The sequence below is a fragment of the Pleomorphomonas sp. PLEO genome (assembly GCF_041320595.1).
Classification (GTDB): Bacteria; Pseudomonadota; Alphaproteobacteria; order Rhizobiales; family Pleomorphomonadaceae; genus Pleomorphomonas.
Window position 1 is genome coordinate 2,952,670 of the sequence record NZ_CP166625.1, and the last position, 16,191, is coordinate 2,968,860.

Here is a 16,191-nt window from a genome sequence, read left to right on the forward strand (position 1 = left end):
AGGTTCCGTATTGGAGGCCGACGTGTCCGCCTGCGCTTCCTTCCGGCGGTCACTTGCGGCTATGGTCGCGGCTTCGCCCGGCGTTCCATTTGTCTGCCTCGACAGTATCTTGCCGAATAATCCCATTTCTATCTCCAGAGTTCAGCATCCGCCCGCTTCTCTCCGACGTTATTTCTAGGCTATGACCGTTAACGTTGTACTATTCAGAATATGTATTATTTATTTTGCGGATTATTTTTTGGCGGATTTTGGGTATGATATATTTGTTCTGCGCATAATCTATTTAAGTATGCGGTATAATACGAAAGTTGTAATCTGCGGTAATTTGTAGCCTTTTATCCGTTTTTCTACAGAAAAAGCCGAGTGGAGGCGCGTTATTAAACCTTGACGATTGCACCATGCGTCTGATCGGCCGCGCTTCATGAATCAGCGATAGTGTGGCGTGATGTGCAGGTGGCAGCGTCGATTTTAATATACTGCGCATTGCGTTCTCGCGGCGATTGACGCCATGCGCTAGCATGTCTGTCCGGTGGGAGAAGGACAGGTGGCCATCCGACGTTTCACATTGGTGTTGGCGGCAGCCGCGGTGATGTCTGTCCTTGTCGGCGGTACATCCGCGGTGGTTGGGTTCTTCCGACTTGTGGATGCCACGCCGCCGGTCGATTTGTTCGCTCCGACGTCGCAAGTCGTCACCGCTCGCAACGGCGAGATTCTGCGTGCCTACACGGTGGGCGACGGGCTATGGCGGCTGCCGGTCGATCCGGAGCGCGTCGATCCCACCTACGTGAATCTGTTGCTCGCCACCGAGGACAGTCGTTTCCGCGAACACGCAGGCGTCGATCCGAAAGCGCTTCTCCGCGCCGGCTGGCAGCTTGTGACCCACGGCCATATCGTCTCCGGCGGGTCGACCTTGACGATGCAGGTGGTGCGCCTTTCGGAACGCCTGCATACCCGTTCGCCAAGCGGCAAGTTCGGTCAGATCGTCAAGGCGCTGGCCCTTGAGCGCTTTGCCAGTAAGGACGATATCCTCGCCGCCTATCTCGGCCTTGCGCCGTTCGGAGGCAACATCGAGGGGGTGCGATCCGCATCGCTGGCCTGGCTTGGCAAGGAGCCCTTGCGGCTTACCCCGGCCGAGGCGGCTTTTCTGGTTGCGCTGCCACAGTCACCGGAAGCCCGCCGTCCCGACCGAGATGCCACCGCTGCCAAGGCCGCGCGGGACCGCATCCTGAGACGGGCCGTCGATCGCGGGGTTCTTTCGCGGGCTGACGCCGAAGCGGCCATCGCAGAGCCGGTGCCAACCCGACGACGCGATTTTCCATTGCTTGCGGCGCATTCCGCCGACCGGGCGGTGGCGGCTGCTCCCAAAGAGGGCGAAATCCGTCTGAGCATTGACCGCAAGCTGCAGGCCTTACTCGAAGGTCTTGCTGCCGAGCGGGCCAGCGCCGTCGGCCCGAACGTCTCCGTGGCGATCATGGTGGCGGAGGAGGCGAGCGGCGACGTGCTGGCGTCGGTCGGATCGGCTGGGCTGTTTGATGCGAGGCGGGCCGGCTCGATCGATATGACAAGGGCTGTCCGCTCGCCCGGCTCGACGCTGAAGCCGTTCATCTACGGCCTCGCCTTCGAGGCGGGCATCGCTCACCCCGAGACGCTGGTTGAGGATCGGCCGACTGCTTTTGCCGGTTATACGCCCAACAACTTCGACAAGACCTTTCGCGGCACGGTGACCGTTCGGCAGGCACTTTCGGAAAGCCTCAACGTGCCGGCGATCCAGACGCTGGAGCTGGTGGGGCCGGCGCGGCTCGTCACACGCTTCCGTCGGGTCGGCGTCGAGGCGAAGTTACCCGACATGGCCCCGGCCAATCTCGCCGTCGGCCTCGGCGGTGTCGGGCTGACGCTCAACGACTTGACGACGCTTTATACCGCGCTCGCCCGCGGTGGTCGACCGATCGCGCTTCACGAACGGCTCGACGCCTTGGGGCCCGCCGAGCCACCCAAGCCGCTGATGGACGAAAGAGCCGCCGCCTATGTCACCGACATCCTGGCTGGACCACTTGGCGCAACCAAGGGCGATGTTCGCGTCGCTATCAAGACCGGTACTTCCTATGGCTATCGCGACGCTTGGGCGATGGGTTACGATGGCCGTTACGTTGTGGGCGTCTGGGTTGGCCGGCCGGATGGTGCGCCGCTGCCCGGTTTGATGGGGGTCGATGTCGCCGTCCCGATCCTCGCCGACACTTTCGTTCGGGCGGGCGGGACCACGCGTCTGCCACCGGAGCCGCCGGGTCTGCTCAAGGTCTCCAATGCCGAATTGCCACCGCCGCTCCAACGGCTGCGCGGCGCGCGAGCGGCCGTGGCGGCAAGAGATGCTGGGCCGGAGATTGCCTATCCACCGGCCGGCGCGCACGTCGATCTCGGTTTCCGTGCTGGCTCTCCTCAGCCGCTCGCCCTCAAGGTCCGCAATGGCAAAGGGCCATTCACTTGGCTTGCCGATGGGGCGCCAGTGGCGCAGGAGCCCTGGGCGCGACAGTTCAGTTACTTTCCGAAGGGCGCCGGCTTTGTGACGCTGTCGGTCATCGATGGCGAGGGCAGGGCCGACCGGGTCACCGTTTTCGTGGAGTGACAGGCAGCGCGGCGACACGGGAGCTTGCGTTCTGGCCGGCGGAAGGGCATGCCCATGTCCGTTGGTTTACGGAAGGCGAGAGGGGCGATGACCAGAAAAGAACGGGTGGCGCTGGTATCGCTGGTTGCCAGCATCGGCCTCACCGCCGCCAAGCTTATCGTTGGCCTTTTGATCGGCTCGCTGGCCCTTGTTACTGATGCGCTGCATTCGGGCACCGATGCCATTGCCACGCTGGTCACCTTCCTGGCCGTGCGCTTCGCTGACCGGCCGGCCGACGACGACCATCCCTATGGTCACGGCAAATACGAGGATCTCGCTGCGCTCGGGGAAGGGACGTTGCTCTTGGTGTTGGCCGGCGGCGTGGCCGTGGAGTCCTGGAACCGCTTTACCGGTGGGGCGGAGCCACCCTTGGTCAACATCGTCGCCTTTGCCGTGCTCGGCGTTGAGATCATCATCAATCTTTGGCGTGCCCGGGCTCTCCACAAGGTGGCCGTGGAGACAGGTAGTCGAGCGCTCGCCGCCGACGCCATGCACTTTCTGTCCGATGTCGCCTCGTCGGCGATCGTCATCGTCGGATTTGTCGCGACGATCTATGGCGCCGACTGGGCCGACTCGGTGACGGCGGCGGCCATCGCCATCTTCATCGGCTGGTTGGGCCTCAGGATGATCCGCCGTACCGCCGACGAACTTACCGATCGGGTGTCGCCGACCGTTACGCGCACGCTCCGCCGGCTGTTGCAGGATCTGCCGGGGGTGGTCGCCATCGACCAGCTCCGCATGCGCACCGTCGGCCCGCGACATTTTGTCGATATTTCGGCGGGGGTGCCGCGCACCTTCAGCCTTAGCGAAACGGCCACCGTCAAACGAGCAATGGTCGCGGCAATTTCGGCGGAGATCGCCGACGCCGAGGCAACGGTCAGCTTGAGGCCGATGCCGATCGACGACGAGAGCCTAAGAGAGCGGGTGTTTTTGGCGGCCTCGCGCGAGCGCATACCCGTTCACCACATCACCATTCAACATCTTGGCGATCGCCTCTCAGTGTCGCTCGACTGCGAGGTCGACGGGGCCATGCCGCTTGGGGAGGCGCATGACGTGGCAAGCCGTCTCGAGGCGGCCATCCGCGCTGAAATCGGCGCTGAAATCGAGGTGGAGACGCATCTTGAGCCGCTCTATCCCGACCTCATTCCCGGCGCAAACCTGCCGGACAAGAGGGTAGCTGAGTATACCGTGGTTCTGCGGGAGGCCGCGGAACAGAATGGTGTCAGTGACATTCATAACGTCCGCGCCCGAGAGATCGATGACGGCGTGTTCGTCGCTTTCCACTGCCGCTTTCCCCGGACGCTATCGGCTTCCGAGGTGCATAGCCGCGCCGACGCGGTAGAGCGGGCCGCGCGCATCGCTTTTCCGGAGATCCGCCGCATCGTCAGCCATCCCGAACCGTTGAGAGAGTGACGCACGTTATCGCGCGCGGTTACGCGACGCCGATACGCAACAGGTCGAGGGTGTGCAAGATGCCGATCGGCTTCTGGTTGTCGACCACGAACAGCACTGAAATCTTGCGATTTTGCAGCAGGTCGAGCGCTTCGGCGGCGAAGATCTGCGGCGCGACGGTGACTGGTTTGCGGGTCATCACCTCGGTGACCGGCGTTTCCAGTTTGGCGGCGCTCAACTGCGGACCAAGGTCGGAATGCACGAATCGGCGAAGGTCGCCGTCGGTGACGACACCGGCCAACCGGCCGTCAGGATCGATAACGCCGACCACGCCGAAGCCGCCCGAGCTGATGGCCAGGATGGCGTCGGTCATGGAGCTGTTTATGCTGATGAGCGGCAGCTGCTCGCTATGCATGATTTCCGACACGCGTCGGAGCTGCGAGCCGAGTTTGCCGCCCGGATGGAAAATGTGGAAGTCGGTTTCCGAAAAACCCCGTCTCACCATGACGCCCATGGCGATTGCATCGCCAATGGCAAGCTGCAAGACGGTCGACGTCGTCGGGGCGAGGTTGTGCGGGCAGGCTTCCCGTACACGAGGCAGGATGAGCGCCACGTCGGCGGCGGCGGCCAGCGTCGACTCGGCACCGGCGGTCAGAGCGACCACCGGTACGTTGAAGCGTTTGGCGAAGGCCAGCACGACGGCGAGTTCGGTGGTCTCGCCAGACCAAGACAGCGCCAGGATCACGTCGGAGCTATCAACCATGCCAAGGTCACCATGGCCGGCCTCGGTGGGATGGACGTAGTAGGCGGCTGTTCCCGTCGAGGAGAAAGTGGCCGCGAGCTTGCGGGCGATATGGCCGCTCTTGCCGATGCCGGTGACGATGAGCCTGCCTTTGCCCTCCGCGACGATGCCGATGGCCTTGTCAATGGCCTCACCAAGCGGGCCGTGCAGCGCAGCCTCCTCGAGGGCGGTGACGCCCGTCCGTGTGATTTCGATGGCATGCAGCGCCGCCGCGAGGGCGGGCTTGGGAAGCGGGCTGTCGGTCATATCGGCTTGGTTCCGCAATTGTCGGCTGGTCGCCTTGTTAGCTTGGTTGTTGGCTGGTCGCCTTGTTAGTTCATTGTCGCTGCATGTAAAGCGAGCCTTGTGGCGGCAACGGGACAAAAAAGGGGATATTCCGCTTTTGCACGTGGTTTTCGTCAAGAAGCCGCAATCGTGATAGACGGCTCGGGTGCGCAATGGAGACAGACGATGGCGGAGTTGTCGGTGGGTCAGGCTGAGGCTGCCGCAAGACCAATGGCGATGAAAGACGTCTATGCCGAGGGACGGGGGCGGCGGCTGGCCGGCCTCGTACTTGTGGCGATCGCCACGATGTTTTCGCTCGGTACTTTCGCGCTGATCTCCAATCTCCTGCCGGTGTCACCGACCACCGATGTCGTTCGTGGCGCGCTGGTGATCGACGGCCTGTTGCTGGTCGCCATGGTCTTCATGGTCGGACAGGAGGTCTGGCGCCTAGGCTGGGCCTGGTTCGAGGGGCGGGCGGCAGCCCGGCTGCATCTGCGCGTGGTGGCGCTGTTCGCTTTCATCGCCGCCTTGCCGGCGGTGATGGTGGCGGTGGCCTTCACGGTGTCGCTCAACCAGGGGTTCGATCACTGGTTCGAATCGCGGACGCGACAGGTTGTCGATAACGTGCTGACGGTGGCGAGTGCCTACATGCAGGAGCATGCGCGCGTGCTCCGTGCCGATCTCATCAGCATTGCCACCTCTCTTGATGCGGCAAAATCGCTCTACGACTACGAACCGACCCGATTTGAGAACCTGATGCGCCTGCAGGCGTCGTTGCACGGTTTGCAGAGCGCTTATCTGCTCGACAAAAACGCCAACGTCATCCTGCGCTCCGACATCGACCCCACTGTCAAAACGGTCATGCCGACCGTGGAGGCGATCAACGAGGCGCGCAAGGAAGTGGCGGTCTTGTTGCAGCCGGGCCAGTCCAACCAGGTCGGCGGTCTCCTGAAGCTCAGGACCTATGACGAGACCTATCTTTATATCGTTCGACTGCTGGACAAGCAGGTGCTGGACAACCTGAAGCTCGCCCGCGACAGCGCCATGGAATACCGCGAGCTTGAGAATAATCGCTCCGACGTTCAGATCGGTTTCGCGATGATCTTTGGCGGCATGTCGCTGGTCTTTCTGCTCGGCGCCATGTGGGTTGGTCTATCGTTCGCCAACTATCTCGTGGCGCCGATCCGCCACCTGATCAACGCCGCCGACCGAGTGGCGCATGGCGATCTTAGTGCCGCCGTACCCGTCGGGGCGACCTCGGACGACATCTCAAGCCTTGGTGCCTCCTTCAACAAGATGACGGTGGAGCTCAGGAGCCAACGGCAGGATCTGATCTCGGCGTCGGAAGAAGCGGAACGACGGCGCCGCTTTACCGAGGCCGTGCTATCGGGCGTGTCAGCCGGTGTGGTGGGTATTTCCAACGATGGCCACGTCACCATCGCCAACGCCTCGGCGTTGTCGTTGCTCGGGGTGGATCTATTCAGCTTCGTTGGCCGTCTGCTGGCCGACGAAGTGCCGGAGCTGGCCCAACTCCTGTCCGTCGCCCTGCGCGACGAAGACGAAATGAGGTCGCACCAAGCGACAATTGCTCTCATACGCGGCGGTCACAAGAGCACGGTGTCGGTCAAAGTGACGCCCGACCGGTCGCTGGACCGCGAGCACGGCTATGTGGTGACCCTCGACGATATCTCCGAATTGGTGTCGGCGCAGCGCACGTCGGCCTGGGCTGACGTTGCCCGCCGCATCGCCCACGAGATCAAGAATCCTCTGACGCCGATCCAGCTTAGCGCCGAACGCATCCGGCGACGGTTCGGCAAGTTGGTGGTCGATGACGACCGGCGGGTGTTCGACCAGTGCGTCGATACCATCGTCAGGCAGGTCGGGGATATCGGCCGCATGGTCGACGAGTTCTCGCAGTTCGCGCGCATGCCCAAGCCGTCGTTTGAGGAGCGCGATCTCGGCGAATGCGTGCGTGAGGCGGTGTTTTTGCTGGGCGTCGGCCATCCGGAGATCACCTTCGAGGCACATCTACCGGCAACCCCGCTCAAGGGGCGCTTCGACCACCGGCTGGTTAGTCAGGCGGTTGCCAACCTCGTCAAGAACGCGGTCGAAGCGATCGAAGGGCTACCAGAAGGCGAACGAACGGATGCGCGCGTCGATGTCTATGGTCGCGAGGCCGGCGGTTTCAACGTCGTCGAGGTGGTGGATACCGGCATCGGCTTGCCAACGGCCGATCGGCATCGGCTTCTGGAGCCCTACATGACCACGCGCGAGAAGGGCACTGGTCTTGGCCTTGCCATCGTGCGCAAGATTGTCGAAGAGCACGGAGGCAGCATCGATCTTTTGGACTCGCCGGCGGTTGCCGACGGAGGGCATGGCGCGATGGTGAGGATCAGCCTACCGACTGATCCGCACAGAACAGTATGATTGTCGATAGTTTAGCGTCGATAGGGCTTCAGATCGTGTGACATTTATGTTACTGCCGAAGCGGCCGGGGCACGAGGACGGCCGCATGGCGGCGGAACGGATACGCAGGAAACAATGGCGACCGACATTCTGATCGTTGACGACGAGGCTGACATTCGCGACCTCGTGGCGGGCATTCTCGAGGACGAGGGGCACGGTGCCCGGACGGCCGGTGATTGCGACAAGGCACTCCAGGCTATTTCCGAGCGGCGTCCGCAGCTGATCTTCCTCGATATTTGGCTGCAAGGCAGCCGCATGGACGGCCTGCAACTGCTCGACGAAATCAAGGCCAACAATCAGGACGTGCCGGTGGTGATGATCTCCGGGCATGGCAACGTCGAGACTGCCGTCTCCGCCATCAAGCGTGGTGCCTACGACTATATCGAGAAGCCGTTCAAGGCGGATCGGCTGCTGCTGATCGCCGAAAGGGCGCTGGAATCGTCGCGCCTCAAGCGCGAAATTCGCGAACTGCAGATTCGCTCCGACCGGCAGGAGGGCATCGTTGGCGGTTCATCGGTGGTCAATCAGCTCCGGAACACCATCGACCGCGTTGCGCCCACCAACAGCCGCGTATTGATTTCCGGTCCTTCCGGGTCCGGCAAGGAATCGGTGGCGCGGGCTATCCACGAGCGGTCGCACCGGGCGTCCGGTCCGTTCGTCGTGATGAATGCCGGTGCCTTTTCGCCCGACCGCATGGAGATCGAGCTGTTCGGCAGCGAGTCCGACGATGATGGCAAGCGCAAGGTCGGCGCGCTGGAGGAGGCGCACGGCGGTACGCTTTATCTCGACGAGATCGGCGATATGCCGCGCGACATGCAGAACCGCATGGTGCGCGTGCTTGTCGATCAGGCTTTCGAACGCGTTGGTGGTACCCAGAAGGTGCATGTCGACGTTCGCTACGTGTCTTCGACGGCCCGCGACCTCGAACGCGAGATTGCCGAAGGTCATTTCCGAGAAGACCTGTTCCATCGTCTGGCCGTGGTACCGGTGCGCGTGCCGGGCCTGTCGGAGCGGCGCGAGGATATCCCGTTCCTCATTGAGCAGATGATGCATCAGATTTCCCGAGCCACTGGTCTGCCGGTTCGCCGCATCGGCGAGGACGCGATGGCGGTGCTGCAGTCGCACGACTGGCCGGGCAATCTCCGCCAGCTTCGCAACAACGTCGAGCGACTGATGATCCTGACGCGCGGCGACCCGGAGGCGGTGATCACAGCCGACCTGCTGCCGTCGGAGATTGGCACCATGCTGCCCTCGTTGCCGTCGGGCTCGGGTGGCGAACATCTGATGGCATTGCCGCTGCGGGAAGCGCGCGAGATTTTCGAGCGGGAGTATCTCAAGGCCCAGCTCAACCGTTTCGGCGGCAATATTTCGCGCACCGCCGAATTCGTCGGCATGGAGCGCTCGGCGCTGCACCGGAAGCTGAAGAGCCTGGCGATCGCCGGCTGAGGCGGATCTCAATCGGTCGTATCGCCATCGACCAGTTCGGGCAGGTCATGCTGCTCCCACTCCCCCGGTGGGATGGGGCTGCCGAGCGTGAAGGCGAAGGATGCGACACCGCCGAAGTCGGCCGTTGCGGCGCAGTTGAACGACAGCCGGTACCATTTTCCGTCCGCGTGAACGGCGGCGCCCGGCGCTTTGATCGACGTTTTCATCAGGGATGGGTCGGCCATCGCATAGGCGACGACGTGATCGGGCACGAATCCGGCCTTCCAACGCTTGAGCTGCTCCATAGCCTCGATGTTGCACAGCTGGATCAACCGTTCGTCGCTGCCCAGCGAGGCAAGTTTCTGTCGAGTTCCTCGGTTGCGAGGGTCATCCAGCACGGCGTCGGCAAAATATTCTGTTGCGGTGACGCGTCCGTTGGTCGACGGACGAGCCGCGCGGAGTGGTGGCGATGGTCGGCTGGCGGTCTCGGGCTGAATGGCCGCGGCCGGCGGCGGATTGGCAGCGGGCACCGGTTGTTTTTCCGCTGGCGCGACCATCACGACGTCAATCGGGGCAAGAGGTTGTTTCACAACAGCGATATGGCGCGGCGCTTCGATGGCGAGCAGAGCGAGGAACGCCGCATGACCAAGCAGCGATAGCGCCGTTGCAGGCCGCGGCCATATCCGCGCAAACTTCACGCCTGATCCTCCCAATTTTTCCGATCCATCGCCGGATTTCGTGGCGGTTTGGCGGCTCCCTACGCCCTTGTCGTGCTGGCCGTCGGGACACGATGTCGTGATTACGGGAGGCGCGAGGCGTTTGCCACTTTTTGTCTATTGCGCGGCTCCAGAGACTCATTTTGCCGAAGCATATGAGGCGCTGTTCACCCTCCTTTTACCACGTTGGTTCAGACTCCCTCAGTAAGGGAACGGGATGTTCCCGCCGTTCCGCGTGAGTTCGTTGCGTATGATTACCCGTCAGCATCGCCCGTCTTGGCTTCGTCGCCTCATTCTCCCCGCCGTGACCGCCGTTTTCTTGGGCTATTTCGGCTATCATGCCGTCAATGGCGAGTTTGGTATGGTCGGGCGCGCCCGCTTTGAGAGCCGTACCCAGGAACTCAACGCCGAATTGGCCCGCCTGAATGCCCAGAAATCTGCGCTCGAAGCGCACGTCAAGCTGCTGCGCCCTTCCAGTCTCGATCAGGATATGGTCGACGAACGAGCGCGGGTGCAACTTTCTGTTGTCAATCCGAATGAAGTGGTCATCATGGATTTTGACAAGTTGGCTCAGGCAAAAAGCAATTGATATTGCTATATTTTCCCTAAATTAACTCGATTTCAGTTAATCGTGAATCGAGTGATGCGGCTTTCGCATGATTGACATGCGATCCAAACCTTGACTTGCTCCCAGGAAAGGGGTTCCGTCGGCGCCTCTACGGAATAATCCCGATACGGGAGGAGCGATCAATGGCTGTACGACCGGCGACCGAGAAGCGCAGCCGCGCTTCGGGCCCGACATCCGCGACGAAAAAAACCGGCAGGACGTCCAATTCGACCATCAATTATCAGGTCGCTGAGTTCGAAAAGGACGAAGAACTCAAGGCCTACCATGACATGCTGCTGATCCGGCGCTTCGAAGAGAAGGCTGGCCAGCTCTACGGCATGGGTTTGATCGGCGGCTTCTGCCATCTCTATATCGGTCAGGAAGCGGTGGTCGTCGGTATCGCCAAGGCGCTGCGCGAGGGCGAAGATCAGGTCACGACGTCTTACCGCGACCACGGCCACATGCTGGCTTGCGGCATGGACCCCAAGGGTGTCATGGCTGAACTGACCGGCCGCCAGGGTGGTTATTCGCGCGGCAAAGGCGGCTCGATGCACATGTTCAGCCGCGAGAAGCAGTTCTTCGGTGGTCACGGCATCGTCGGTGCCCAGGTGCCGATCGGCGCCGGTCTCGCCTTTGCCGACAAGTATCGCGGGACCGACAATGTGTCGGTCGTCTATTTCGGCGATGGCGCGGCCAACCAAGGTCAGGTTTATGAGACCTTCAACATGGCGCAGCTGTGGAAGCTGCCGGTGATTTTCGTCATCGAGAACAACCGTTATGCGATGGGCACTTCGGTTAGCCGTTCTTCGGCGCAGACCGATTTTGCCAAGCGCGGCGAGAGCTTCAACATTCCGGGCGAGCAGGTGGACGGCATGGACGTTCGCGCCGTCAAGGCGGCGGCCGATCGCGCCGTCGAGTGGGCGCGGGCTGGCAACGGTCCTTATATCCTCGAAATGCAGACCTACCGCTATCGCGGCCATTCGATGTCCGATCCGGCCAAGTACCGGACCAAGGACGAAGTGCAGAAGATGCGCGACGAGCGTGATCCGATCGAGCAGGTCCGGAAGCGGCTGGTCGAGAAGGGCTGGGCCAGCGAGGACGATCTCAAGGAGATCGACAAGAACGTGCGCGCGGTGGTGACCGAAGCGGCTGACTTCGCCTCCGCTGATGCCGAGCCGGATCCGTCCGAGCTGTGGACCGACATTCTTCGCTGACAGCGCCCGAGAGGTTTTGAAAATGGCAATCGACATCCTGATGCCGGCGCTGTCGCCGACCATGGAAGAAGGCACGCTCACCAAGTGGCTGAAGAAGGTGGGCGACGATGTGAAGTCCGGCGACGTGCTCGCCGAGATTGAAACCGACAAGGCGACGATGGAAATCGAAGCCGTCGACGAGGGCAAGCTTCTCGAAATCCTGGTGGCCGATGGCACCGAAGGCGTGAAGGTCAATGCCGTGATCGCCCGTGTCGGCGAGGAAGGCGAGACGGCCACTGCGAAGCCCGAGGCGGGCGAGACGCCGAAGCCAGCCGCCCAGGCTGCGCCGGCCAAAAAGCCGCAGCCGATCGCACAGGCGTCGAGCACCGTGCCGGCGGCGCCCGCCGTCAAGGTGGAAGCCGATCCCGACCTTCCCGCTGGCACTCAGTTCGAAAGCAAGACGGTCCGCGAAGCGTTGCGCGAGGCGATGGCCGAGGAAATGCGCCGCGATGGCGACGTGTTCCTGATGGGCGAGGAAGTCGCCGAGTATCAGGGCGCCTACAAGATATCGCAGGGCCTGCTTGACGAGTTCGGGGCCAAGCGCGTCATCGACACGCCGATCACCGAGCATGGTTTTGCCGGCATCGGCGTTGGCGCCGCTTTCGCCGGCCTGAAGCCAATCGTCGAGTTCATGACGTTCAACTTCGCCATGCAGGCGATTGACCAGATCATCAACTCGGCGGCCAAGACGCTCTATATGTCCGGCGGTCAGATGGGCTGTCCGATCGTCTTCCGCGGCCCCAATGGCGCCGCTGCTCGCGTGGGCGCCCAGCACAGCCAGGATTATGCCGCCTGGTACGGCATGATCCCCGGCCTCAAGGTGGTGATGCCGTACACGGCGGCCGACGCCAAGGGCCTGCTCAAGGCGGCGATCCGCGACCCCAATCCGGTGATCTTCCTTGAGAATGAAGTCCTTTACGGGCATCACTTCGATGTGCCGAAGCTCGACGACTACGTGCTGCCGATCGGCAAGGCGCGCATCCACAAGGCCGGCAAGGACGTCACCATCGTTTCGTTCGGCATGGGCATGTCCTATGCGATCAAGGCGGCGGAAGAACTGGCCGGCCTTGGTATCGACGCCGAGGTGATCGACCTCAGGACCATTCGTCCGATGGACATCGAGACGGTGGTCAACTCGGTCAAGAAGACTGGTCGTTGCGTGACGGTCGAGGAAGGTTGGCCGCAGGGTTCGGTGGGCTCCGAAATCGCCTATCAGATCCAGGCCAATGCCTTCGATTATCTCGACGCGCCGGTCGGCCGCATCACAGGCAAGGACGTGCCGATGCCCTACGCGGCCAATCTCGAGAAGCTCGCCCTGCCGACCATCGGCGACGTGATCGAGGCGGTACGTGCCGTCACCTATCGCTGAGGAGAGATAAAATGCCGATCAAGATCCTGATGCCGGCGCTCTCTCCCACCATGGAGACGGGCAACCTGACCAAATGGAACGTCAAGGTGGGCGATGCCGTGAAATCCGGCACGGTGCTCGCCGAGATCGAGACCGATAAGGCGACCATGGAGGTCGAAGCGATTGACGAGGGCATTGTCGCCAAGCTGGTGGTAGCCGAGGGTACGGCCGACGTACCGGTCAACGCGGTGATCGCCATCCTTGCCGAAGAGGGTGAGGATGTCGCCACCGCCGCGGCAGCCGCCGAAGGCTCGGCTCCGGCTGAGGCCAAGGCGGAAGCGCCCAAGGCCGAGGAAAAGCCCAAATCGGAAGCTCCGAAGGCCGATGCTCCCAAGCAGGAGCCGCCAAAGGCGGAAGCTGCCAAGGCTGCCGAGGGCGAACGCGTCTTTGCTTCGCCGCTGGCTCGCCGGGTTGCCAAGGACAAGGGGCTCGACCTCAAGTCCGTCAAGGGCTCGGGGCCAAAAGGCCGTATTATCCTGCGCGACGTTGAAAAGGTAGAAGCTTCGCCGAAGCCGGCGGCTCCGCAGGCCTCGGCTCCGGCCGCCGCACCAGCAGCAAAGCCGACCGGTGCCAGCGACGAGATGACGCTCAAGCTGTTCGATCCCAACAGCTACGAGCTGATCCCGCACGATGGCATGCGCAAGACCATCGCCCGCCGCCTTACCGAATCCAAGCAGACGGTGCCGCACTTCTACGTCACGGTCGACGTGGAACTCGATGCGCTGCTGGCCCTGCGCAAGGATATCAACGATGCGTCGCCGACCTCCGATGGCAAGCCTGCCTACAAGGTGTCGGTCAACGACATGGTGATCAAGGCCTACGCGCTGGCTCTCAAGGCTGTGCCGGATGCCCACGTTTCCTGGACCGACGGTGGCATGCTGAAGCATCGCCACGCCGACGTCGGCGTGGCCGTATCGATCCCCGGCGGCCTGATTACGCCGATCGTCCGCAAGGCCGACGAGAAGAGCCTCTCCACCATCTCCAACGAGGTGAAGGATCTGGCTCGTCGCGCCAAGGACCGCAAGCTGAAGCCGGAAGAATACCAGGGCGGTACCACATCGGTGTCCAACCTCGGCATGTTCGGCGTCAAGGACTTCGCGGCCGTCATCAACCCGCCGCACGCGACCATCCTGGCTGTTGGCGCGGGCGAACAGCGGGCGGTGGTGAAGAACGGCCAGCTTGCCGTCGCCACGGTGATGAGCGTCACGCTCTCCACCGACCATCGCGCCGTCGACGGCGCGCTCGGCGCCGAGCTTTTGCGGGCGTTGAAGGGCTTCATCGAGAAGCCGATGTCGATGCTGGTGTGACGGGGTTCCTCCCCCGTCGTCCATTTCGGGAGGCGGCTGCCGGCAGGACCGGCGCCGCCTGCTTCCGGCGCGAGGCTTGTCCCGCGCCGCACCCAGATTGAAGGCATAGACCTATGTCCCAGTATGACATCCTGATCATCGGCTCCGGACCTGGCGGCTACGTCGCTGCTATCCGCGCCGCCCAGCTCGGCCTCAAGGTCGGCGTTGTCGAACGCGCCTATATCGGCGGCATCTGCCCCAACTGGGGCTGCATCCCCGCCAAGGCGCTGCTGCGTTCGGCCGAGATCTTCCACTATATCGAGCACGCCGCCGATTATGGCATCAAGGCCGAGAAACCGGGTGTCGACGTCGCGGCGATCGTCAAGCGATCGCGCGGCATCGCCCAGCAGATGAGCCAGGGCGTCGGCTTCCTGCTCAAGAAAAACAAGGTCGACCTGATCTGGGGCGAGGCGACCATCACCGCGCCCGGCAAGGTCAAGGTGAAGGCGATTGACGGCGCGCCGAAGGGGTGGCTGCCGGCCGGCGACTTCGAGGCCAAGCATATCATCGTGGCGACCGGCGCTCGCCCGCGCGTTCTGCCGGGCCTGGAGCCGGACAAGAAGCTGGTCTGGACCTATTTCGAGTCGATGGTGCCGGAAGCGCTGCCCAAGCGCCTGCTGGTGGTCGGCTCGGGTGCCATCGGCATCGAGTTCGCGAGCTTCTATCGGGCGCTTGGTTCGGACGTCACGGTCGTCGAGGTGATGAGCCAGGTGATGCCGGTCGAGGACCACGAGATCGCCGAGCTCGCCAAGAAGCGCTTCGAGAAGGCCGGCATGAAGATCCTTCTGGAAGCCAAGGTCGCCTCGCTGAAGAAGGGCGCCAACGAGGTGACGGCTACCGTCGAACTCAAGGATGGCACCAAGCAGGAGATCACCGCCGATCGCGTCATCTCGGCCGTAGGCGTCGTCGGCAATGTCGAGAACCTCGGCCTTGAGGCGCTGGGCGTCAAGCTGGATCGGGGCACCATCGCCACCGATGGTCTCGGCCGCACCAATGTGCCGGGCATCTATGCCATCGGCGACGTTGCCGGTCCGCCGATGCTTGCCCACAAGGCCGAGCATGAAGGCACCTTGTGCGTCGAGGCGATCGCTGGTCTGCATCCCCATCCGATGGATAAGCTACAGATCCCCGGCTGTACCTATTGCCACCCGCAGGTGGCCTCCGTCGGTCTCACCGAGAAGAAGGCCAAGGAGGCGGGCTTCGAGCTGAAGGTCGGGCGGTTCCCGTTCATCGGCAACGGCAAGGCGGTGGCGCTCGGCGAGCCGGACGGCCTCGTCAAGACCATCTTTGACGCCAAGACTGGCCGACTGCTCGGCGCCCATCTGATCGGCGCCGAAGTGACGGAGATGATCCAGGGCTTTGTCATTGCCATGCAGCTCGAGACCACCGAGGAAGAGCTGATGCACACGGTGTTCCCGCATCCAACCGTCAGCGAGACGATGCACGAGAGCGTGCTTGCCGCCTATGGTCGCGCCATCCATATTTGAGGCGTGATTGCGATTTATGGCAGAGGCTGGCGGTGATCTTGCCGGCCTCGTTTTATTGCGGCGCAATTTCGGACGCAAAACCGCGATACCAGTTTATTGTCAGGAGATAGCGCGATGCAGGGACATGCCTTTCTGATTTGGGGTGCCGTCGGTCTTCTCGCCGGCTGGCTGGCGAGCTTTATCGTGGGCGGCGGCGGCCTCATCCGCTATCTGGTCTCCGGCCTGATCGGCTCGTTCGTCGGCGGGCTGGTGCTGCAATGGACTGGTATCAACATTCCTATCGCCAGCCCCTTCCTGCACGAAGTAGCTGTTGCGACCATTGGCGCGATCATCTTCGTGTTCCTGGCGCGGATGGTCGTCTGAGCT

At 62.7% G+C, this 16,191-nt stretch carries 12 protein-coding genes; 10 read left to right on the forward strand and 2 right to left on the reverse strand.

Annotated elements, in window-relative coordinates; all coding sequences use genetic code 11:
- Positions 1 to 544 precede the first annotated feature (544 nt).
- Together pbpC and AB6N07_RS13725 are read left to right on the forward strand one after the other, a co-directional pair.
- Positions 545 to 2,620, forward strand: a complete 2,076-nt coding sequence (pbpC, locus tag AB6N07_RS13720) for a penicillin-binding protein 1C (RefSeq protein WP_370673651.1) — start codon at positions 545 to 547, stop codon at positions 2,618 to 2,620.
- A gap of 87 nt (positions 2,621 to 2,707) precedes the next feature.
- Positions 2,708 to 4,072, forward strand: coding sequence for a cation-efflux pump (locus tag AB6N07_RS13725; protein ID WP_370673652.1), 1,365 nt, complete (start codon positions 2,708 to 2,710; stop codon positions 4,070 to 4,072).
- 19 nt (positions 4,073 to 4,091) lie between these two features.
- Here the strand turns inward: AB6N07_RS13725 and AB6N07_RS13730 are convergent, their stop codons facing one another.
- Entirely contained in the window at positions 4,092 to 5,099 is a 1,008-nt protein-coding gene (locus tag AB6N07_RS13730) for an SIS domain-containing protein (RefSeq protein ID WP_370673653.1), read from the reverse strand.
- Between the two features lie 204 nt (positions 5,100 to 5,303).
- On the opposite strand from AB6N07_RS13730, the gene AB6N07_RS13735 reads away from it, so the two are divergent.
- Both AB6N07_RS13735 and AB6N07_RS13740 read left to right on the forward strand, forming a co-directional pair.
- The gene (locus AB6N07_RS13735; RefSeq protein ID WP_370673654.1) at positions 5,304 to 7,544 is read left to right on the forward strand and encodes an ATP-binding protein; all 2,241 of its coding nucleotides are present in this window, start codon (positions 5,304 to 5,306) and stop codon (positions 7,542 to 7,544) included.
- A gap of 114 nt (positions 7,545 to 7,658) precedes the next feature.
- Entirely contained in the window at positions 7,659 to 9,029 is a 1,371-nt protein-coding gene (locus AB6N07_RS13740) for a sigma-54-dependent transcriptional regulator (protein ID WP_370673655.1), read from the forward strand.
- Positions 9,030 to 9,037: 8 nt separating this feature from the next.
- On the opposite strand, the gene AB6N07_RS13745 is transcribed toward AB6N07_RS13740, so the two are convergent.
- On the reverse strand, positions 9,038 to 9,706 hold the full coding sequence (locus AB6N07_RS13745) for a DUF930 domain-containing protein (protein WP_370673656.1): 669 nt from the start codon (positions 9,704 to 9,706) through the stop codon (positions 9,038 to 9,040).
- Between the two features lie 235 nt (positions 9,707 to 9,941).
- On the opposite strand from AB6N07_RS13745, the gene AB6N07_RS13750 reads away from it, so the two are divergent.
- The 6 genes from AB6N07_RS13750 to AB6N07_RS13775 all read left to right on the forward strand — a co-directional run bounded on the left by AB6N07_RS13750 (position 9,942) and on the right by AB6N07_RS13775 (position 16,188).
- A complete protein-coding gene (locus tag AB6N07_RS13750) occupies positions 9,942 to 10,313 on the forward strand; it encodes a septum formation initiator family protein (protein ID WP_370673657.1) in 372 nt (123 codons plus the stop codon).
- 161 nt (positions 10,314 to 10,474) lie between these two features.
- Positions 10,475 to 11,545 (forward strand): pyruvate dehydrogenase (acetyl-transferring) E1 component subunit alpha, encoded by a 1,071-nt coding sequence (pdhA, locus tag AB6N07_RS13755; protein ID WP_370673658.1) that lies wholly within the window; start codon positions 10,475 to 10,477, stop codon positions 11,543 to 11,545.
- Positions 11,546 to 11,567: 22 nt separating this feature from the next.
- A complete protein-coding gene (locus tag AB6N07_RS13760; protein WP_370673659.1) occupies positions 11,568 to 12,953 on the forward strand; it encodes a pyruvate dehydrogenase complex E1 component subunit beta in 1,386 nt (461 codons plus the stop codon).
- An 11-nt stretch (positions 12,954 to 12,964) separates the two neighbouring features.
- Positions 12,965 to 14,299: a pyruvate dehydrogenase complex dihydrolipoamide acetyltransferase gene (locus AB6N07_RS13765; RefSeq protein WP_370673660.1), complete on the forward strand. Its 1,335-nt coding sequence runs from the start codon at positions 12,965 to 12,967 to the stop codon at positions 14,297 to 14,299.
- A gap of 113 nt (positions 14,300 to 14,412) precedes the next feature.
- Positions 14,413 to 15,825 carry a dihydrolipoyl dehydrogenase gene (lpdA, locus tag AB6N07_RS13770; protein WP_370673661.1) on the forward strand — a complete coding sequence of 471 codons (1,413 nt, stop codon included), beginning with the start codon at positions 14,413 to 14,415 and terminating at the stop codon, positions 15,823 to 15,825.
- A gap of 114 nt (positions 15,826 to 15,939) precedes the next feature.
- The gene (locus AB6N07_RS13775; RefSeq protein WP_370673662.1) at positions 15,940 to 16,188 is read left to right on the forward strand and encodes a GlsB/YeaQ/YmgE family stress response membrane protein; all 249 of its coding nucleotides are present in this window, start codon (positions 15,940 to 15,942) and stop codon (positions 16,186 to 16,188) included.
- Positions 16,189 to 16,191 lie beyond the last annotated feature (3 nt).